The 20,114-nt window shown below is 62.1% G+C and carries 15 protein-coding genes and 1 tRNA gene; 4 read left to right on the top strand and 12 right to left on the bottom strand.

The genetic code is table 11. The annotated features are described in order from the left end of the window. Window positions 1–1,661: 1,661 nt before the first annotated feature. From EN874_RS17205 to EN874_RS17195, 3 genes are all read left to right on the top strand, one after another. Window positions 1,662–1,856 carry a hypothetical protein gene (locus EN874_RS17205; protein WP_127425799.1) on the top strand — a complete coding sequence of 65 codons (195 nt, stop codon included), beginning with the start codon at window positions 1,662–1,664 and terminating at the stop codon, window positions 1,854–1,856. A gap of 639 nt (window positions 1,857–2,495) precedes the next feature. Then, window positions 2,496–2,735: a hypothetical protein gene (locus tag EN874_RS17200; RefSeq protein WP_127425798.1), complete on the top strand. Its 240-nt coding sequence runs from the start codon at window positions 2,496–2,498 to the stop codon at window positions 2,733–2,735. Window positions 2,736–3,696: 961 nt separating this feature from the next. Further along, window positions 3,697–4,758 (top strand): tyrosine-type recombinase/integrase, encoded by a 1,062-nt coding sequence (locus tag EN874_RS17195; protein WP_127425797.1) that lies wholly within the window; start codon window positions 3,697–3,699, stop codon window positions 4,756–4,758. A 25-nt stretch (window positions 4,759–4,783) separates the two neighbouring features. Here EN874_RS17195 and EN874_RS17190 read toward each other — a convergent pair. Continuing rightward, a tRNA-Leu gene (locus tag EN874_RS17190) sits at window positions 4,784–4,868 on the bottom strand. Window positions 4,869–5,102: 234 nt separating this feature from the next. On the opposite strand from EN874_RS17190, the gene lipB reads away from it, so the two are divergent. After that, a complete protein-coding gene (gene lipB, locus EN874_RS17185; protein ID WP_127425796.1) occupies window positions 5,103–5,846 on the top strand; it encodes a lipoyl(octanoyl) transferase LipB in 744 nt (247 codons plus the stop codon). Between the two features lie 210 nt (window positions 5,847–6,056). On the opposite strand, the gene EN874_RS17180 is transcribed toward lipB, so the two are convergent. The 11 genes from EN874_RS17180 to nuoL form a co-directional block, all read right to left on the bottom strand. After that, entirely contained in the window at window positions 6,057–7,307 is a 1,251-nt protein-coding gene (locus EN874_RS17180) for a site-2 protease family protein (protein ID WP_127425795.1), read from the bottom strand. Between the two features lie 611 nt (window positions 7,308–7,918). Beyond that, the gene (locus EN874_RS17170; protein ID WP_189394123.1) at window positions 7,919–8,602 is read right to left on the bottom strand and encodes an ABC transporter ATP-binding protein; all 684 of its coding nucleotides are present in this window, start codon (window positions 8,600–8,602) and stop codon (window positions 7,919–7,921) included. Then, on the bottom strand, window positions 8,599–9,882 hold the full coding sequence (locus tag EN874_RS17165; protein WP_127425792.1) for a lipoprotein-releasing ABC transporter permease subunit: 1,284 nt from the start codon (window positions 9,880–9,882) through the stop codon (window positions 8,599–8,601). Before EN874_RS17165 ends, EN874_RS17170 begins: the two co-directional genes overlap by 4 nt. Next, window positions 9,882–11,207: a proline--tRNA ligase gene (gene proS / locus EN874_RS17160; protein WP_127425791.1), complete on the bottom strand. Its 1,326-nt coding sequence runs from the start codon at window positions 11,205–11,207 to the stop codon at window positions 9,882–9,884. Before proS ends, EN874_RS17165 begins: the two co-directional genes overlap by 1 nt. Before the next feature lie 576 nt (window positions 11,208–11,783). Further along, window positions 11,784–12,068, bottom strand: a complete 285-nt coding sequence (locus tag EN874_RS17155; protein ID WP_127425790.1) for a DUF1467 family protein — start codon at window positions 12,066–12,068, stop codon at window positions 11,784–11,786. Beyond that, on the bottom strand, window positions 12,065–12,469 hold the full coding sequence (mce, locus tag EN874_RS17150) for a methylmalonyl-CoA epimerase (RefSeq protein ID WP_127425789.1): 405 nt from the start codon (window positions 12,467–12,469) through the stop codon (window positions 12,065–12,067). The genes EN874_RS17155 and mce overlap by 4 nt, the downstream gene beginning before the upstream one ends. A 118-nt stretch (window positions 12,470–12,587) precedes the next feature. Further along, the gene (locus EN874_RS17145; protein ID WP_127425788.1) at window positions 12,588–14,258 is read right to left on the bottom strand and encodes a ribonuclease J; all 1,671 of its coding nucleotides are present in this window, start codon (window positions 14,256–14,258) and stop codon (window positions 12,588–12,590) included. Window positions 14,259–14,354: 96 nt separating this feature from the next. After that, window positions 14,355–15,176, bottom strand: a complete 822-nt coding sequence (locus EN874_RS17140) for a biotin--[acetyl-CoA-carboxylase] ligase (protein ID WP_127425787.1) — start codon at window positions 15,174–15,176, stop codon at window positions 14,355–14,357. Between the two features lie 4 nt (window positions 15,177–15,180). Continuing rightward, entirely contained in the window at window positions 15,181–16,617 is a 1,437-nt protein-coding gene (nuoN, locus tag EN874_RS17135) for an NADH-quinone oxidoreductase subunit NuoN (protein ID WP_127425786.1), read from the bottom strand. Window positions 16,618–16,630: 13 nt separating this feature from the next. Next, window positions 16,631–18,136 (bottom strand): NADH-quinone oxidoreductase subunit M, encoded by a 1,506-nt coding sequence (locus EN874_RS17130; RefSeq protein WP_127425785.1) that lies wholly within the window; start codon window positions 18,134–18,136, stop codon window positions 16,631–16,633. After that, entirely contained in the window at window positions 18,136–20,109 is a 1,974-nt protein-coding gene (gene nuoL / locus EN874_RS17125) for an NADH-quinone oxidoreductase subunit L (RefSeq protein WP_127425784.1), read from the bottom strand. The genes EN874_RS17130 and nuoL overlap by 1 nt, the downstream gene beginning before the upstream one ends. Between the last annotated feature and the right edge of the window lie 5 nt (window positions 20,110–20,114).

The following is a 20,114-nucleotide window of genomic DNA, read 5'->3' as shown; positions in this document are numbered from 1 at the left end:
GTAACGCGGAGGCGAAGCTGGGGAGCATTATCGAGATAATATTCAGAGGGATTTTGTAGATAATCCTTCCGGGACATCAACCGGTTGCTCGGCCGGAATTTGAGGTTCTGGGTTTCTCGACGCTATACCTCGCACCCGGCCCGAGAATGGCAATTCAGCTCCTGGTTCCATCCATCGATCATTGACCCCGGTGTCCTTGGTTCCTTGGTTCCTTGGTTCCTTGGTTCCTTGCTTCCTTGGTTCGCTCGGTTCGCTTGGTTCGTGCCAAGCAGGTTGAGAAGAACTTCGACCCAACTTGGCCAGGCTCCTCCCGACACTTTCGGTTGGATACTTTCAATTCCCAGCCGACCTGTAAGCCAGCCGGAATATCCACCCACCTAAACCCAACCTAAAGCCTATCGGATCTGCCCTGCCCTCTCTCTAAAAGTTGGGCCAAAATGACTTTTCCTGCACGCTTCCTCTGCGAAACGACCAGTGTCCTGTTGCAATCTTGGTCGAGGGCTTTCTTCCGACGCGCTCGATAACGACACGATGCTCACGCCGGGAAGGCTCCGGCCTGACGAGGAGTTGAATTCCATTGCTTTTTTTGGCTTGGGATCGCCCAAGCGCAGAGCAAAATCAGCAACAATCACCTAACGCATCGGAGTCTACGCCGTGAGAATCCTCGAAAGTTCTCAATTCATTGAACCTGGTTCCAGCGCCAGCAGGCCGCGGATCGCATTGTGGTACCTGCTTTTCAGCAGGCAACCGCCCGAACACTTGGTGGTCGACAACGAGGGCGTCGAAAGTTCCCGAAACTCATCAGTGTGTCCACCCTTCGACCCTATGAATCGCCAAGGAAGTGGACGGTCGGTTCCCCGACCGGACAACGGTCAAGCCAGCACCCGACGAGTCTTGTACCGTATCAGGATCTCGATCCGAGACTTCAGCAGCTCTCGAAAGCGGGCCTGCAGTCTGCGGCGCAACCTTGCGCCACGTCACCGACCGGTAGGGTATCAACGGATACGGACCAGGCTTCGTAACAGCACTGCGATGCCTCTTTTGCATCTGTAGAAGTGAACGCATCGCATCCTTAGCCAACGCCGAAGGCTAAGATCCGGAAGGAGGTACAACCTCCTTGTTCGCCCTTTTCTGCTCACACGATGGACTGTGGTCAGCAGCCCTCAGGCGTCATGGAAAAAGTTGAACTCCATCCAACTTTCTAAATGATGTTGCGACTTTTTCCGACGAAGTCGGCGAAAGGGAGCCTAAAAGGTAACGAGCTGCGACCACGTGGCGGCACGGGTACTTAGCCCCGATGATCGAAGGCATCTGATCGACCCTTACGGTCATGCCATTGTCGGTTGGCTAGGTATCCGTGCAACCATGCCTCTTCTCCCTGGTCTCGGCGGTCTCATTACACCTAACCGAGCTTTTGGTTCGCGTGAGGTGGACACCCCAACTTGAGCCATAGGCAGCCCGGTTTCGAACCGGCTTGCCATCGGCATCCCGCTGAACCCTGTGGCCAGCTACCTTCACGACAGCCTTCGTCCGAAACCTACCTGCCTGCTCTTGAAGGCATCCATCATCGTCCCCGCAAAAAGCGGGAGATGCGTCCCAACCACGTGGCAACAAGAAGAACTTGGTGCCGCTGAATACCAATCCAAACTGTGAGATCCTCCATGCTGATCAAGTTCGAATACCTGGTAACCCGCCCCAACAAGGACGGGACGCTCCGCTACTATTTCAAGCGCCGTGGCCAGCCCGTAACACGGATCCATGGCGAGCCCATGTCCGAACAGTTCCTGGCCCAGTGCCACGCTTGCTTGGCGTGGGTGGCGCCAGATGATGCAAAGTCAGAAGATGCCTGTGACTAGGTCTGCAAAGGTGGGATCGTCGCCACTAACTTCACGCCGATAGCTGGCGCCAATTGCGTCGTTACCAAGCTGGCAGCTCTACCCGGCAACCGCGTCACTCCTCCATTCAAGTCCGATGGAGCCGGCATATATCTTCCACAGCGCTACGCCGAAGCGTGAGCTGGAAGTGAAGGCGGGCGAGGACCCTTACCTCGCCCGCCTTTAAGCGAACACCTGAACAAGCCTTGGCAAGTCTAACGGCCGCGCCTCGGCATTGTGATCAGCCAGGGATCGACGAGATGCACCGAGCCAGGCGAGATTAACCAAGCCCTGAGGCCAAACGATCCGCCTGACACACACAGCAACTGCTCCACGTATTATCTCGATTTTCGAATCGATTAACTCAGATAATCTTCCAGATAATCCGAATAATACACCAACAATAAAATGTGGAACGCGAACGCAATAAAACCTTGCTTGCCAAACCTGTCATAAATACAGCTTCAGAAGCCAAGAGAGCTCCGACTGACACGCAGGATCAGACTCAAACACGAGCAAAGAGCACCTTGGTTCAGAAACTCAAGGGCGATGTCCGCATAAGCCTGCAGTATGCGCCAAGCCCAACAGAGACAAAATGAAAAGGTATCTACAGAGGACTCCATGAGAGACATCCAAACCAGTATGACCCCTGCCTACGACGAGACCGATCCGGTCATGATCGGGGAGTTCCCCGACATCGCTCGGGCTCGCGAGGCCCTCCACGATCATGCTCGCCTGCATTGCCTCCAGGAGCTGAATGCTGCCAGGGAACGCGTGGCGGAGCTCGAGGCGATCATCACACTGCTCGGCGACGATCCGTCCGGCCTCGTCCACTTCGCTTGCGACCACCAAGAGGTTTGAAGGAACCTTTCGGCGACGCAGTAGCGCTGGAATCGAAAATGCGAAGGAGCCGGACCTCTGTGCCCCCTCTCGATAGGCGGAAACGGCTAGGCTCTCGGGCATAGGGCCGGCATCTTCAGCGACAGCCCACTTAATGGTCGCTACGACCTATGCGCAAACCACCAAGCTCGCATCTTCCGAGTTTCGGCCAAAGCCATGAGCCGCCGAGCTGCACGCATCACCCATGACGAGGTCACCCGGATAGTGAAAGCAGTTCTGGATCTCGGCCTGCCGATTGGCAAGTCGTTTTCAATGGCGAGAACGCGGCAATCAGCCTTTGCGACGACTCCACGGAGAACTGTTCTCCGTGGAGTTCATGAAGCAATACCGCGCCTGTCTGGAGTCGGCGGCGCCAGCCGATGCAAACTCAGAAGAGCCTAAAGGGTAACGACACGGCCTCGGCATCGAGTCCGGACCATGCACTCAGGCCGAACGATCCGCCTGGCATACACAGTAACCGCTTCACCTATTATCTCGATTTTCAAACCCATTATCTTCGATAATCCTCTGCATGATTTAACTCATTCCGCACAGTATAATGTGGATTTCGACAGTAATAATTCCTTGCTCCCGAAATAATTCCTGTCTACGATTCCTATACCAAGCCATCGTCAAGCTGCGCACCAGCAACGGCGACCAAACCCTCCAGGCAGCCACCGAGCTGCAACTTACCAATCGACCTAGCGCGGAGGTCGTCAAAGCCTCCGCAGCCGGGCCGACCATTTGGATGAACGAAGATGACACGTTCCCTCGCCATCTCCCAGCGGCAAGCCCAGACTTTGATCCGGGCAGCCGAAGCAGAGAAAGCCATCGTTGAGGTCCAGGTCGGAAATACGACCTACCGCCTGATTCCCAAGTGCCACGCCCCTAAGTCGGCCGTGACTCCTGACGAACCAAAAGATTTCCGTCTTTGAGCGAGCACATGCCCCGCAAGCTGCCTCCCTTCGTGACACGCGAACGAAGCCGCCACGGCACGCTCGTGTTTTATTTCAGGAAGGGCAAAGGCCCGCGGACTCGTCTGCCGCTGCTTGGCTCGCCTGAGTTCGAGATCGAATATCAGGCCGCCTTGGCTGGCTCACCGCCGCCCAAGAAGGCCGTGGTAGGTGTCGGGAGCCTCAAGTGGCTCATCGATCGCTACCGTGACGGCAGCGCCTACAGGGGCCTCTCCGAGGCCACCAAGAAGCAGCGCGACAACATCTTCAAGGGCATCATCGATAAAGCCGGTGATGTGCCCTACAAGGCCGTCACCCGCAAGAAGATCGTCGACGGCCGGGAAGACCGGGCGTCGACGCCTGCACAGGCTAGAAACTTCCTGGACGCCATGCGAGGGCTGTTCCGCTGGGCACTGGAGGCCGAGCTCGTCTCGGTCGATCCGACCGCCGGGGTAAAGAACCCTCTTCGACCCAAGGGCGAAGGTTTCGCTGCCTGGACCGAGGACGACGTGATCGCCTACGAGGAGAAGTGGCCGGCTGGAACCAAGGAGCGAGTATGGCTCCACGTCCTGCTCTACACGGGTCTCCGCCGCGGTGATGCCGTCACGATCGGCAAGCAGCACGTGCGCAATGGCGTCGCCACCTTGCGGACCGAGAAGACCGGGACCGAGGTCCATATCCGGATCCTGCCGGAACTGGCCGCCACCCTGGCTCAAGGCCCAACCGGAGACCTGGCTTTCATCGTCGGGGAGAACGGCAAGCCGCTCACCAAGGAAAGCTTCGGCAACATGTTCCGTGTCGCCTGCAATGAAGCCGGCGTGAAAAAATCAGCTCATGGCGTGCGTAAAATTGGCGCTACCCGAGCGGCCGAGGCCGGCGCAACGATGCGAGAGCTCGAAGCTTTGTTCGGTTGGACCGGTGGAACTATGGCCTCGCTGTATACGAAAACGGCCGATCGAAAACGCCTGGCTATGGCCGCTTCGGAAAAGATTGAGAACGCCCAACGCCCGCACCTACCCGGTCCGGTGCGGGGAAATGAGGAAAATTCGTAATGATTTCAATGGCCAGAAAATCATATGGTGCGGTCGAGAAGACTCGAACTTCCACGGGTTGCCCCACAGCGACCTCAACGCTGCGCGTCTACCAATTCCGCCACGACCGCACGTGGTAGGAGCCGGAACCGTCCGGCTCGGGGCCTGTAGCAAATCGTTTCCGACGAAACAAGTGCGCCGTGCGGAATATTCGTCGCTGACTTGCACAACCCTTCACGGGCCGCCGGCACGCCACCGGAACTGGACGTTTTGGCCGATTGCCGCCATATAAGCGCAGGCGCAATGCCGCCCCAAGCTGCAACAGGGTTTGGGACCGGCGTACACAGTCGGTAAACGAACAGTCCATGACAGAACGCAGCCAGATCGCCACGTCGTTCCTGCCCCTTCCCGGTTCGGCGCCGGTCGAATGGGTGATCGAGCCCGGCCTCACTTCCTATCCGGATGCCCTTGCCTTCATGGAAGCGCGCGCCGAGGCGATCCGCACAGGCGCCGTCAGCGAGATGGTTTGGCTGGTCGAGCATCCGCCGCTCTACACCGCCGGCACCAGCGCGCGCATCGAGGACCTGATCGAGCCCGATCGTTTTCCCGTCTTTGCCGCGGGCCGCGGCGGCGAATACACCTATCACGGTCCGGGACAGCGCGTGGCCTATGTGATGCTGGACCTCAAGCGTCGGCGCGAGGATGTCCGCGCCTTCGTTGCCGCGCTGGAAGAATGGATCATCGGCACCCTTGCCGCCTTCAACGTGCGCGGCGAGCGGCGCGAGGACCGGGTCGGCGTCTGGGTGGTGCGGCCGGACCGCCCTGCCCTGCCGGACGGCTCACCCGCCGAGGACAAGATCGCGGCAATAGGCATCAGGCTCAGGCGTTGGGTGAGCTTTCACGGCATCGCCATCAATGTCGAGCCGGAGCTTTCCCATTTCAGCGGCATCGTGCCCTGCGGCGTACAAGACCATGGCGTCACCAGCCTTGTCGACCTCGGCCTGCCGGTGACCATGGCCGACCTCGACCTTGCGCTGAAATCCGCCTTCGAGGATGTGTTCGGGCCTGCGGCAGCTCCGAACGCTCAACCGGCGCGTAAGGCAGGTTGACCCCCAAGGGTGTGGTGAGATTCAGGTCAGGCCGAGTCGGAGTCGAAGACGGGCGCGAAGCGACCAAACAAGGTGGGTTCCGATAACCGGCCTACGCCGGCCGTAGCCTTAGTTTAGCTGCTAGGCCCTCATGAGTGCTCCGGCCGGCGAAGGCCGGAAGCGCAGGAACCCAGGGGTTGCAGGCCGGCATCATTTGACTCTCAGCACACCCTACATCAGCTGTGCGGAGGCCCAGAGCACGCCATAGCCATGGATGGCAAAGACCGCGAGCAGCGCGCCGGCCATGGCCAGGCGGTCGAAGGCATGGATCGGCTTCAACTCGTGGCGCGGCTTCACGCCGCTTCCGACGGTGATCAGGCTGAGGATCGAGAACACCGCGCCGGCGACAAGCAGGAAGCTGGGCGGGAAGCCGGCACGCCAACCGAGCGCCAAGAGGGCGGTCAGCAGCAGGAAGGACGCCAGCGCGAGAACGACCGGGCCCGGGCAGATCTGGCGCAGCACCTGGCCGCCGTCGAACTTCCACACCGGCACCAAATTGGCGATGTTGAACAGCGACGCACAGCCGGCAAGTGTTGCCAGCAGCAACGCCGCCAAGCGGTGCCCTTCGCTGCCGGCAACGCCGCTGGCGGCGATCAGCAGAGGCACCAGGAAGGCGGAGAAGCCGGCCCCCATCAGCGCCACGAAGGCGACCTCGAAGCGGCTGTCATAGGGCCTGCCGCCTATGGCGATGCCGCCGAGCAGCGGGATGAAGATCATGCGCGCCCGCCGATGCCCCATCAGGCGGAACGCTGCCATATGGCCAAGCTCGTGCAGTGCTACCACAGAGGTCAGGATCGCGGCCAGCGCCAGCCCGCCGGGATTGAGACCGAAGAACGGCCACAGGATGAAGGCCGAAAGCACGGCGAAGCCGATCTGGCTAACCGGATGCTCGAACCAGCCGCCCTTGCGATACTTGCCGGTTCTCGCCCAGACCTTGAGCTTGGCGAGTTCGCGGCGCATGGCGAAGTAACGGAAGATCAGGAAGGCGACGCCGCGACAACGGTCGGTCTGCGTCAGCGTGACCCGCGTCGCACCGCCTTCGAGCACGAGTTCGGTGGTTTCGCGGTAGTCGGCCCAGAACGAGGGATCGAGCGCCGTATCCTCGATGACGCGCATCGAGAAGCGGCTGCCTTCCGCCACATCGTCGAAGCGCGCCTTGCGTTCGATCGGCCGGCCATCCCGCCCTTCCCAGGACAGTTTGATCAGCGCCGTCCCCTCGCCGTCCAAGGGTTCGGCGGAGAGGATCTCGCCCGACCAGCCGGCATCTGCGCCGAACGGCCAAAGCGCCTGCCAGAGGCGTTTCCGATCGGCCTCTATCACACGACTGACGGTCACCGTGCGCCGCCCGAGCGGCACGGTCATCAGCAAAAAGATCAGTCCGAGATTTCCGGCCACGAGAGTGACCGTGGCGATGACCGACACTGCCTTTGGCTCCCCGTTTTTAAGGAGCAGCCTAGCGGCCGCGCTGCCAAGAAAGACTTAACAAGAGGTGGGCTCTTGCCCATCCCCGGGCGGGCCTTTTTTTGCCCGCCCGAACAACGGGCGGGCTCTTGCCCGTCCGCGGCGGACCGCCTGATCACATGGCGCCAATCCAGATCGCCATGGAAATGAGAAAGGTGCTCATGCAAACCAGCGAGACGATATCCTGAACCAGATCGGCCATAACTCTCTCCTGTTTTTCATATGTTCGTAATTTGTTCTAATTTTGTTCGAATGTCAACGATCGCTAAGCGGCACGCCGAGCGAATTCGAGCGATCCGTTTGGGTAAGGTTAAGGAAAGATTGACGAGAAGGTTGGGCTCTTTTTGGGGTCGCAGAACTGGGCCGAAGGCAGGTCGAGATTCGGATCAGGCCGAGTTGAGATTGGCGGATTCCGAGAACCGGCCTATGCCGGCCGTAGCCTTCATAGAGCGGAGACATTTGTAAGGCTTCGGCCGGCGAAGGCCGGAACGGAGCGTACTTATAGTAAGTGAGTACCGGAAGCGCAGGAAGCTGCCATTCCCCGGCCGGCCTCATCCGAATATCGGCCTGCCCTACAGCGGCACCACCTTGCCCTCGGCCAACGTCACCCGCCGGTCCATGCGCGAGGCCAGCTCGTGATTGTGGGTGGCGATCAGCGCCGCCAGTCCCGACTGCCGCACCAGCGCCTCGAGCGCGTCGAACACATATGAGGCGGTCGCCGGATCGAGATTGCCGGTTGGCTCGTCGGCCAGGAGCACCAGCGGCGCATTGGCGACGGCACGCGCGATGGCCACGCGCTGCTGTTCGCCGCCCGAGAGCTCGGACGGCCGGTGCTGGGCGCGCTTGCCGATCTGCATGTAATCGAGCAGTTGCGCCGCCCGCTCGGACGCCTCCTTGCGGCCGAGCCCCTTGATCAGCTGCGGCATCATGATGTTCTCGAGCGCCGAGAACTCAGGCAGCAGATGATGGAACTGGTAGACGAAGCCGACATCGTTGCGGCGGATCGCGGTGCGTTCGTCGTCGGAGAGCCGGCCGCAGGCGCGGCCGCCGAGGATCACGTCCCCCGCGTCAGGCCGCTCGAGCAATCCCGCCGTATGCAGCAAGGTCGACTTGCCGGTGCCCGAAGGCGCCACCAGCGCCACCATCTCGCCGCGCCGCAGCGAGAAGTCGGCGCCGTTCAGAATGGTGAGCTTGCGCGGCCCCTGGACATAGTGCCGCTCGACGCCCTTCAGCTCGATAATGGCTTCGGCCATCACTCGTACCTCAAGGCTTCGACCGGATCGAGCCGTGCCGCCCGCCATGCCGGAAACACCGTGGCGAGGAAGGACAGGCTGAGCGCCATGATGACGACATAGGTGGTCTCGCGCGGGTCCATTTTCGCCGGCAGCTGGCTGAGGAAATAGAGCTCGGGATTGAACAATATCCTGCCCGTCATCCAGGAGAAGAACTGGCGGATCGATTCGATGTTGAGGCAGATGACGACGCCGAGCAGCACGCCGGCGATCGTGCCCGTCACGCCGATCGCGGCCCCGGTCATCAGGAAGATGCGCAGGATCGCCCCGCGCGAGGCGCCCATGGTGCGCAGGATGGCGATGTCGTGGCCCTTGTCCTTCACCAGCATGACAAGGCCGGAGATGATGTTGAGTGCCGCCACCAGCACGATCAGCGTCAGGATCATGAACATCACGTTGCGCTCGACCTGCAGCGCCGAAAAGAAGGTCTCGTTGCGCTGGCGCCAGTCGACGAGGTCGATCGGCCGCTGCGCCGCCTGCTCGACCGGCGGCTTCAGCGCATCGACATTGTCGGGATTGTCGACATAGATCTCGATGGTCTGCGCCCGCCCGTCCATGTTGAAATAGAGCTGCGCCTCGGAGAAGGGCATGTAGACGATCGAGCTGTCATACTCCGACATGCCGACCTCGAAGATCGCCGCCACCTTGTAGCCTTTCATGCGCGGCGTGGTGCCGAGCGGCGTGACGTCGCCTTCGGGCGAAATCAGCGTGATGGTGTCGCCGAGCACAAGCCCGAGATTCTCGGCCATGCGCTTGCCGATCGCCACGCCCTCGCCGGTGTCGAAGCCGTCGAGCGTGCCCTGCTTGACGTTGCCGGACACGATCGAGATCTTGTTGAGGTCTTCCGCGCGAATGCCGCGCACCAGCGCTCCGGTGCCGCCGCCGACATTGCCTTGCGCCAGCACCTGCCCGTCGATCAGCGGGATGGCGTATTTGACGCCGGAAACGCCGTTGATGCGGCTCGCCACCTGCGCATAGTCCTCCAGCGGCGAATCCAGCGGCTGCACGATCAGATGGCCGTTGACGCCGAGGATGCGGGTGAGCAGCTCGGCACGAAAACCGTTCATCACCGCCATCACGACGATCAGCGTCGCGACGCCCAGCATGATGCCGAGGAAGGAGATCGAGGCGATGACTGAGATCACCGTCTCCTTGCGGCGCGAACGCAGATAGCGCCACGCCACCATGCGCTCGAAGCCTGAAAAGGCGCCTGCCGGCGATCGAGCTGCAGCCGCCTCGTTCATCAGGCGATACCCAGGCGTTTCTTGGCTTCGGCGATCGGCAGCGTCTCGCGCTCGCCGCTGCGGCGGTTCTTGATCTCGACCTCGCCGGCGGCTACGCCGCGCGGGCCGACGATCACCTGCCAGGGCAGGCCGATCAGGTCGGCGGTCGCGAACTTGCCGCCCGGCCGCTGGTCGGTGTCGTCATAAAGCACGTCCTTGCCGGCCGAGGTCAGCGCCGCGTAGAGCTCATCGCAGACGCGGTCGCATTCGCCATCGCCTGCCTTCATATTGATCAGGCCGATGTCGAACGGCGCCACCGCTTCCGGCCAGATGATGCCGTTCTCGTCGTGGCTCGCCTCGATGATCGCCGCGACAAGCCGCGACGGGCCGATGCCGTACGAGCCGCCCGAAGCGTAATGGTCCTTGCCATCGGGCCCGGTGACCTTGGCATTCATCGGCTTCGAATACTTCTCGCCGAAGTGGAAGATGTGGCCGACCTCGATGCCGCGCGCCGAAAGCCTGTCGCCTTCGGAGACCTTCTCCCAGGCCGTTTCGTCATGCATCTCGTCGGTGGCGGCGTAAGGCGTGGTCCATTTCTTCACGATGCCGCCGATCTCGGTATCGTCGGCAAAGTTCGTGTCCGCGCCAGGCACGTCGAGCGACAGATAGGCGCGGTCGCAGAACACCTGGCTCTCGCCGGTGTCAGCCAGGATGATGAACTCGTGGCTGAGGTCGCCGCCGATGGGGCCGGTGTCGGCGCGCATCGGAATGGCCTGCAGGCCCATGCGCGTGAACGTCCTGAGATAGGAGACGAACATGCGGTTGTATGCGGCTCTGGCGCCTTCGAAATCGAGATCGAAGGAGTAAGCGTCCTTCATCAGGAATTCCCGGCTGCGCATGACGCCGAACCGGGGACGCACCTCGTCGCGGAACTTCCACTGAATGTGGTAGAGATTGAGCGGCAGGTCCTTGTAGGACTTGACGTAGGCGCGGAAGATCTCGGTGACCATTTCCTCGTTGGTCGGACCGTAGAGCATGTCGCGGTCCTGCCGGTCCTTGATGCGCAGCATCTCCTTGCCGTAGTCGTTGTAACGGCCGCTCTCGCGCCACAGGTCCGCCGACTGGATGGTCGGCATGAGGATTTCCAGCGCCCCTGCCCGGTTCTGCTCCTCACGGATGATCTGGCAGACCTTGTCCAGCACCCGCTTGCCGAGCGGCAGCCAGGAGAAGCTGCCCTGCCCCTGCTGGCGGATCATGCCGGCGCGCAGCATCAGCCGATGCGAGACGATTTCCGCCTCGCGGGGGTTTTCTTTGAGAATGGGCAGGAAGTAGCGCGACAAACGCATGGACTGGTCCGTGAATGAAAAAATTGCGGCGCGTGGAATCGGCGCGCACGAGGCTGCTTGCCCGGGCTTCATAGCCATTTCATGACAGAATGGAAACCCGAGCGCGCCAAAGTGTTGGGGTGTTCTGCGCATGATCAAAAAGGCGTGTTTGGCCGCCAAAGTGCCCCTTCCGGCTATTTGATCGATTCACAAGCAAGCCTTGCCCCACTATTGTGCAGTGCAGCACGATATTGCCCATTTAGAGGCAAAATTCTTCGTGACATTGTCGCCTGCCTTGGTCTAGTGTGCGCCGATAACCGAGAGGGCGGAGAAAAATCTGCTCTCCTACGCGGTCAAAGTCTTGGGAGGATGCGATCTAGGCGCGGTAACTCGCTGCCGCCGGACACCGGAAACGGATCGGACGCGTTTAAATTGCAAGGCCTCGTGCCTTGCATTTTTTTTGTGCAATCATCTGCTTAGCACGACAGACTGCCAAACAGCATTACCTATCATTAGCCGCGAAAATCGGAAGCCGGCTTCCGATTTCAACCAAAGCGCGCGCCGGCGGCTCAATACTTGCGGAGACTGTGTAGGACTTTAGTGGCCGGTAGTATGACTAAAGTCCGGCACGATGTGCGGAATGTCATCGAAGCCAAGGCCGAGCCCCCTCGTCAGGCCGTAGAAAATGCCTATCACGATCGCGGTCACGATCGTCGTGCGGATCGCCGCGCGCAGCATGTGCGGTCCCTTGGGCGCGCTCGAAACGGTGCCCAGCGTCACGTCCTTATCCTCGTCCTGGGTGCGCAGGCTGAACGGCAGCACTGCGAACAGCACCAGCCACCATGTGACGAAGAACAGCGCTACAAACGAAACCCAGTTCATGCCTGCTCCAGTTCCACCAGCGTGCCGAAGAAGTCCTTGGGGTGCAGGAACAGCACCGGCTTGCCATGCGCGCCGATCTTCGGGTTGCCGTCGCCGAGCACGCGCGCACCGCTCGCCTTGAGATGATCGCGCGCGGCCAGGATGTCGTCGACCTCGTAACAGACGTGATGCATGCCGCCCGAGGGATTCCTCTCGAGGAATGCGGCGATCGGCGAAGCATCGCCCAGCGGCTCCAGCAGCTCGATCTTGGTGTTGCCGACATCGACGAACACCACCGTCACTCCGTGCTCCGGCAGTGCCTGCGGCTCGCCCAGCCGGGCCCCCAGCATTTCGCGATAGGCCGCGCTCGCCGCGGCCAGGTCCGGCACGGCTAGCGCGACATGGTTCAGGCGTCCGAGCATGCAAAGCTCCGCTTTAGGGGAGTAAGGGAGTAGGCCGTAAGGGAGTAGGGAAAAACAAGACTGAAGAAACCAATTGCTCGTTCTTCCCTACTCCCCTACCCCCCTATTCCCTTATTCGTCACCGCGTGACGAATACAGTCACCAGCGGCTTCTTGCCCCAGGCTTCGTTGGCGGCGCCGCGCACGGCTCGACGCACGGCCTCCTGCACCAGGTCGAGGTCTTTTCGGCGCTGGCGAGGGATCGAGTCCACCGCGCCGATTGCCGCATCGAGCATCAGGTCTTCCAGCGTCTCGCCGCTGGCGTCCGCCTCGGCGACGCCGATGGCGACCAGATCAGGGTCGCCGGCCAGCTCGTATTTGTCGTCGAGCACGACATTGACCGCGACATGGCCGGCATAGGACAGCTTGCGCCGGTCGCGTATGCCCATCGCTTGGTCGGTCCCGATCAAGTATCCGTCCTTGTAGAGGCGGCCGAACGGCACCTGGTCGATGATCGTGGCCGGGCCTGGCCAGAGCCTGAGCATATCGCCGTCGCGCACCTGCGCCACCTGGCCGATGCCCGACATCGACATCAGCGAGCCCTGCGCCACCAGATGCGCCGCCTCGCCATGCACCGGCACGCCGATCTGCGGCCGCACCCATTCATACATCTTGCGCAATTCGCTGCGGCGCGGATGGCCGGAAACATGGACCAGCGCGTCGCCGTCCTCGATGATCTTCATGCCCAGATCGATCAGCCGGTTCTTGATCTCGAGGATTGCCTTCTCGTTGCCGGGAATGGTGCGTGAGGAAAACACCACCGTGTCGCCGGCCGTGAGCGCCACCGACTTCATCTCGTCGCGCGACAGCTTCGCCAGTGCCGCCAGCGGCTCGCCCTGGCTGCCGGTGCAGATGATCACCAGGTTCTCGCGCGGGATGAAGCCGTAATCCTCCTCGGCGATGAATTCCGGCAGGCCGTCCATATAGCCGAGCTCGCCCGCGACATCGATGACGCGCTTCAGCGAGCGGCCGAGCACCAGGCATTGCCGGCCGGCGTCGCGCGCCGCCCTGGCGATCGACACGATGCGCCCGACATTGGAGGAGAAGGTGGTTACCGCGACGCGGCCCTTGGCCTTCTCGATGACGCCCTTCAGGCCCTCGCCCACCGCCACTTCCGACGGCGACTCGCCTTCCCTTAATGCATTGGTGGAATCGCAGATCAGCGCCAGCACGCCCTTGTCACCATAGGCGCGGAAGCGCGCCTCGTCTGTCATGGGCCCGATCGTCGGCGCCGGATCGATCTTCCAGTCGCCGGTATGGATGACGGTGCCGGCCGGCGAGGTGATCGCCAGCGACATCGGCTCGGGGATCGAGTGCGCCACCGGAATGGCCTCGATCTCGAACGGCCCGACGGTGAACTTCTCGCCGGCCCGGTAGATCGATGCCGGAATCTTCGGCGCGTTCTGCTCGCCCTGCCGCTTGGCCTCGAGCAGGCCGGCGGTGAACGGCGTCATCCAGACAGGCGCTTTGAGCTTCGGCCAGATGTCGAGCAGCGCGCCATAGTGGTCCTCATGCGCATGGGTGATGACGATGCCGCGCAAGCCGTCGAGGTTCTCCTCGATGAAGCGCGTATCGGGCAGGATGAGATCGACGCCCGGATGCGCGGTGTCGGGAAAGGTTACGCCGACATCGACGATAATCCAATCGCGCGCGTCGGCCGGTCCGTAGCCATAGAGGGCGAAGTTCATGCCGATCTCGCCGACGCCGCCAAGCGGCGCGAAGACGAGCTCGGCGTTATCTTTATTCGCCATGCATTCTTTCCTTCCTGGCCGCTCAGGCCAAGCCACCAGCGCAATTCCAGGAAGAGTGTGTCACGGTTTTCCGTCCGGAATTGCGCAAAAACAAAACTATACCCGCGCTGACGCGACCGCGCCGAAATGCACGTCGCCGGCCGCGATCGTCAGAACGGATCCATCATCGTCGCGGATCACGAAACGGCAGTCCTCGTCAATGGTCTCGAAGACGCCGCGCACCACATTGCCGTCAATTTTGACAGCAACCTCACCGCCGAGCCCGGCCGCCCGGGCCAGCCAGCGTTTCCTGATGGCGGCAAGCCCGCGCCCGTCGTCCCACAATCGGGCATTTTCGCTCCATGCGTCGGAGAGCGCCAGGAACAGCGTCTCGGCATCGCAATTGGCACCCAGCGCCTTGAGCGAAGTCGCCGGATAAGGCAGATCCTGCGGGTAAGCCACGACATTGACACCGATGCCGACGGCGACGGCAAAGCGGCCGCCATCGAGCATGGCCGACTCCAGCAGGATGCCGGCGAGCTTGGCGCCGGAGGCCAGCACGTCGTTCGGCCATTTCAATTCGAAGCGATTGCGTCCTTCGCTGACGCCGTCCAGGGCAACGGCGATCCGGCCTTGCGGGACGACGGCGTCGAGCGCATCCGCAAGCGCAAGCCCGGCGACGAAGCCGAGCGTTGCGGCAAGCCTGAGCTCGCCGCCGGGAACCAGGAGCAGCGTCGCCGCCAGGTTGCCCTCGGGCGTCGCCCAGGCGCGGCCGCGCCGCCCTCGCCCGCTTTCCTGCTTCTTCGAGACCACCCAGAGCTTGCCGGGATCGCCGGTCCGCGCATGCTCGAGCGCCAGCGCATTGGTCGAGCCGACGCTGTCATGGGCCTCGATCCGGAACCCCTCCGACGCCGCGGTTGGAGCCAGCCGAAATGCCATCCCGTCAGAAGAAGGTCTTTGCGGCGGCTTCGGCGTAGCTGCCGATCGGTCCGCCGATCAGCACGTAGAACAGCACGAAGGCGCCGCTGACGCCGAGAACGAGCCGCAGTTCGCTGGCCATCGGCACGAAGCCGCCGACAGGCTCGTCGAACCACATGATCTTGATGATGCGCAGGTAATAATAGGCGCCCACCACCGAAGCCAGCACGCCGATAATCGCCAGCGCGTAGAGATGCGCGTTGATGGCGGCCAGGAACACGTACCACTTCCCCCAGAAGCCCGCGAGCGGCGGGATGCCGGCCAGCGAGAACATCAGGATGGTGAGGATGGTGGCCATCATCGGATTGGTCGAAGCCAGGCCGGAGAGATCGCCGATTTGCTCGACATTGCCCTCCTTGCGCCGCATGGCAAGGATGAAGGCGAAGGTGCCGAGCGTCATCACCAGATAGATCAGCATGTAGATGGCGACGCCGCGCACCCCGGCCTGGCTGTTGGCGGCAAGGCCGACCAGTGCGTAGCCCATGTGGCCGATCGAGGAATAGGCCATCAGGCGCTTGATGTTGGTCTGGCCGATGGCGGCAAAGGCGCCGAGCGCCATCGAGGCGATCGAGATGAAGACGACGATCTGCTGCCAGTCGGCGGCGATCGGCTTGAAGGCGCCCATGGTGACGCGCACGATCAGCGCCATCGCCGCCATCTTCGGCGCCGCGGCCAGGAAGGCGGTGATCGGCGTCGGCGCGCCTTCATAGACGTCCGGCGTCCACATGTGGAACGGCACGGCGGAGATCTTGAAGGCGAGGCCGGCAAGCACGAAGACCAGGCCGAAAACGAGGCCGAGCTGGCGCTCGCCGCTGCCGAGTGCCGTCGCGATTTCGTGGAAGCCGGTATTGCCGGTGTAGCCGTAGACCAGGCTGATGCCGTAGAGCAGCATGCCGGACGACAGCGCGCCGAGCACGAAATACTTGAGGCCGGCCTCGGTCGAGCGGAGATTGTCGCGGTTGATCGCCGCCAGCACATAGATCGCCAGAGACTGCAGCTCGAGGCCGAGATAGAGCCCGATCATGCCGTTGGCCGAGATCATCAGCATCATGCCGAGCGTGCAGAGCACGATCAGCACCGGATATTCGAACTTATCGAAATGCTCCTGCCTGGCGAAGCGCATCGACATGACGAGCGTCACGGCCGAGCCGATCAGCGCCAGCATCTTCATGAAGCGGCCGAAGGAATCCTGGACGAAGGCGCTGCCGTAGGCAGCCCCCTCGCCGCCCGAGGAAGCCAGCCACAGGCCGGCGATCACAAGCACCGCGACCGCTAGGCCGGTCACCGTCATCGTGTTGTTGGAGCGCGAATAGGCGCCCACCATCAGAAGCGCCAGCGCGCCGATGGCGAGGATCAGCTCCGGCGTCGAGAGCGAAAGGCTCGAGAGAAGGTCCGGCGTCATGGTTTATCCCCAGTCAGTTCGCCGCCGCGGTCTGCGCGGAATTGATGGATGCGGTGACGTTGGTGACGAGCGCCTTGACCGACTGCATCGTGGCGTCGAACACCGGCGCCGGGTAGACGCCGAAGAAGATGACCAGCACGACCAGCGGGTAGATGATCGCCTTCTCGCGCGGCGACAGGTCGAGCAGGTTCTTCAGACTTTCCTTCGTCAGTGCGCCGAAGATCACGCGGCGGTAGAGCCAGAGCGCGTAAGCGGCCGACAGGATCACGCCGGTGGCGGCGAAGAAGGCCACCCAGGTGTTGACCCGGAAAACGCCGAGCATGGTCAGGAACTCGCCGACGAAGCCGCTGGTGCCCGGCAGGCCGACATTGGCCATGGTGAAGATCATGAACACGGTGGCGTATTTCGGCATGTTATTGACCAGGCCGCCATAGGCGTCGATCTCGCGCGTGTGCATGCGGTCGTAGATGACGCCGACGCACAGGAACAGCGCGCCGGAAACAAGGCCGTGGCTGAGCATCTGGAACATCGCGCCCTGCACGCCTTCCTGGTTCATCGCGAAGATGCCCATGGTGACGAAACCCATATGGGCGACCGACGAATAGGCGATCAGCTTCTTCATGTCCTCCTGCATCAGCGCCACCAGCGAGGTGTAGATGATGGCGACGACGGAGAGCGTGAAGATCAGCGGCGCGAACGTCTCCGACGCCAGCGGAAACATCGGCAGCGAGAAGCGCAGGAAGCCGTATCCACCCATCTTCAGGAGGATGGCGGCCAGGATGACCGAGCCGGCAGTCGGCGCCTCGACATGCGCGTCCGGCAGCCAGGTGTGCACCGGCCACATCGGCATCTTCACCGCGAAGGAGGCGAAGAAGGCGAGCCACAGCCAGGTCTGCATGTTGGCCGGGAAGTTGTGCGTGAGGAGCGTCGTGATGTCGGTCGTGCCCGACTGGAAGAACATCGCCATGATGGCGAGCAGCATCAGCACCGAGCCGGCGAGCGTATAGAGGAAGAACTTGAACGATGCATAGACGCGCCGCTTGCCGCCCCAGACGCCGATGATGATGAACATCGGGATCAGGCCGCCCTCGAAGAACACATAGAAGAGCACGATGTCGAGCGCGCAGAACACGCCGATCATCAGCGTCTCGAGGATTAGGAAGGCGATCATATAGGCCTTGACCCGCTTCTCGATCGCCTCCCATGAGGCGAGAATGCTGAGCGGCATCAGGAAGGTGGTCAAGATCACGAACAGCATCGAGATGCCGTCGACGCCCATATGGTAGGAGATACCTGAATCCAGCCAGGCGTGCTTCTCGACGAACTGGAAGCCGGCCTGCGAATTGTCGAAGCCCTTCCAGATGAACAGCGACACCACGAAGGTGAACGCCGTCGTGATGAAGGCGATCGAGCGGATGTTGCGGCGCGCGTTTTCGCTGTCGTCGCTGATCGGCAGAATGAGCAGAACACCAACCAGCGGCAGGAAGGTGACCAGCGTGAGGATTGGCCAGTCGGTCATCAGAGCATCATCCAGGTGACGAGAGCGGCCACGCCGATCAGCATGGCGAAGGCATAGTGGTAGAGATAACCGGTCTGCAGCTTGACGACCCGGTTGGTGACGTCGACGACGCGCGCCGAGATGCCGTCGGGGCCGAGCCCGTCGATGATGGCGCCGTCACCGGTCTTCCACAGGAACCGGCCAAGGCGCTTCGCCGGGCGCACGAACAGGAAGTCGTAGAGCTCGTCGAAGTACCACTTGTTGAGCAGGAAGCCGTAAAGCAGGCGATGGTTGGCAGCGACGCTGCGCGGCAGCTCCGGCGAGCGGATGTAGAACTTCCAGGCAACCGCGAAGCCGATGACCATGGCGATGAACGGCGCCAGTTCCACCCACAGCGGCAATTCGTGGATCTCGTGCAGGATGTGGTTCTCCGGCAGCGTGAACAGCGATGCCTTCCAGAACTCGCCATAGCCTTCGCCGATGAAAGCGCCGTGGAAGGCGATGCCGGCAAACAAAGCGCCGGCGGCCAGCACATAGAGCGGCACCAGCATCACCGGCGGCGATTCATGCACGTGATGCATGACCTCGTGGCTGGCGCGCGGCTCGCCGTGGAAGGTCATGAAGATCAGCCGCCAGGAATAGAAGCTGGTGAAGCAGGCGGCGATCACCAGCAGGATGAAGGCGAAGCCCGCGACCGCATTGTGGCTGGCGAAGGATGCTTCGATGATGGCGTCCTTGGAGAAGAAGCCGGCGGTGCCGATCACCGTCGCCGGGATGCCGACGCCGGTCAGCGCCAGCGTGCCGATCACCATCATCCAGTAGGTCTTGGGGATAAGCGTCCTCAAGCCGCCCATCTTGCGCATGTCCTGCTCGTCGGAGACGGCGTGGATGACCGAGCCCGAGCCGAGGAAGAGCAGCGCCTTGAAGAAGGCGTGCGTGAACAGGTGGAAGATCGCCGCGCCATAGGCGCCGACGCCGAGCGCCACGAACATGTAACCGAGCTGTGAGCAGGTCGAATAGGCGATGACGCGTTTGATGTCGTTCTGGACCAGACCGACGGTCGCCGCGAAGAAGGCGGTGAAGGCGCCGATGAAGACTACGACGGTGAGCGCCGAATGCGACAGCTCGAACAGCGGCGAAAGCCTCGCCAGCATGAACACGCCGGCCGTCACCATGGTGGCGGCATGGATCAGTGCCGAGACGGGCGTCGGGCCTTCCATGGCGTCGGGCAGCCAGGTGTGCAGCGGCACCTGCGCCGACTTGCCCATGGCGCCCATGAAGAGCAGCAGGCAGACCACCGTCAGCGCCGTGTGCTTGTCGAGCGCATGGCCGAGGAAGGTGAGTACGGCGGCGCCCTCCGGCGCGCCTTCGGCCGGAAGGAAGGACGCGGCGTTGGCAAAGACGGTGCCGAGATTGACCGAGCCGAAGAGCACGAAGACGCCGAAGATGCCGAGCGCGAAGCCGAAGTCGCCGACGCGGTTGACTATGAAGGCCTTGATGGCGGCGGCGTTCGCCGACGGCTTCTTGTACCAGAAGCCGATCAGCAGGTAGGAGGCGAGGCCGACGCCTTCCCAGCCGAAGAACATCTGCACCAAATTGTCCGCCGTCACCAGCATCAACATCGCGAAGGTGAACAGCGACAGATAGGCGAAGAAGCGCGGCCGGTCCGGATCGTGGTGCATGTAGCCGATCGAATAGATATGGACCAGCGCCGACACGGTGTTGACGACGACCAGCATCACGACCGTGAGCGTGTCGATCCTCAGCGCCCAGGCGGCATCGAGCCCGCCGGCCTGGATCCAGCGCAGGACCGGCACGGTAAACACCTCGCCGTGGCCGAAGCCGACGGTGAAGAAGGCGATCCACGACAGCACTCCCGAGATCACCAGGAAGCCGGAGGTGATGTATTCGGATGCCTTTGCGCCGAGCGAATTGCCGAACAGGCCGACAATCAGGAAGCCGAGCAGCGGAAGGAAGACGATGGCCTGGTACATGGTTG

Origin of the sequence: Mesorhizobium sp. M1D.F.Ca.ET.231.01.1.1, from assembly GCF_003999155.2 — a bacterium.
Lineage (GTDB): Bacteria > Pseudomonadota > Alphaproteobacteria > Rhizobiales > Rhizobiaceae > Mesorhizobium.
Note: the sequence above shows the minus strand (reverse complement) of the source record. Positions and strands in the feature narration are given on the sequence as shown.

Excerpts from the sequence above, each read along its gene's own strand:
- mce (WP_127425789.1), bottom strand. The coding sequence starts at position 12,469 with ATGCTCGGACGCCTGAACCATGTCGCGCTAGCCGTGCCGGACCTGGCC.
- EN874_RS17155 (WP_127425790.1), bottom strand. The coding sequence starts at position 12,068 with ATGAACTGGGTTTCGTTTGTAGCGCTGTTCTTCGTCACATGGTGGCTG.
- nuoN (WP_127425786.1), bottom strand. The coding sequence starts at position 16,617 with ATGACGCCGGACCTTCTCTCGAGCCTTTCGCTCTCGACGCCGGAGCTG.
- EN874_RS17130 (WP_127425785.1), bottom strand. The coding sequence starts at position 18,136 with ATGACCGACTGGCCAATCCTCACGCTGGTCACCTTCCTGCCGCTGGTT.
- EN874_RS17140 (WP_127425787.1), bottom strand. The coding sequence starts at position 15,176 with ATGGCATTTCGGCTGGCTCCAACCGCGGCGTCGGAGGGGTTCCGGATC.
- EN874_RS17165 (WP_127425792.1), bottom strand. The coding sequence starts at position 9,882 with ATGAACGAGGCGGCTGCAGCTCGATCGCCGGCAGGCGCCTTTTCAGGC.
- EN874_RS17200 (WP_127425798.1), top strand. The coding sequence starts at position 2,496 with ATGAGAGACATCCAAACCAGTATGACCCCTGCCTACGACGAGACCGAT.
- lipB (WP_127425796.1), top strand. The coding sequence starts at position 5,103 with ATGACAGAACGCAGCCAGATCGCCACGTCGTTCCTGCCCCTTCCCGGT.
- EN874_RS17195 (WP_127425797.1), top strand. The coding sequence starts at position 3,697 with ATGCCCCGCAAGCTGCCTCCCTTCGTGACACGCGAACGAAGCCGCCAC.
- EN874_RS17205 (WP_127425799.1), top strand. The coding sequence starts at position 1,662 with ATGCTGATCAAGTTCGAATACCTGGTAACCCGCCCCAACAAGGACGGG.
- EN874_RS17145 (WP_127425788.1), bottom strand. The coding sequence starts at position 14,258 with ATGGCGAATAAAGATAACGCCGAGCTCGTCTTCGCGCCGCTTGGCGGC.
- nuoL (WP_127425784.1), bottom strand. The coding sequence starts at position 20,109 with ATGTACCAGGCCATCGTCTTCCTTCCGCTGCTCGGCTTCCTGATTGTC.
- proS (WP_127425791.1), bottom strand. The coding sequence starts at position 11,207 with ATGCGTTTGTCGCGCTACTTCCTGCCCATTCTCAAAGAAAACCCCCGC.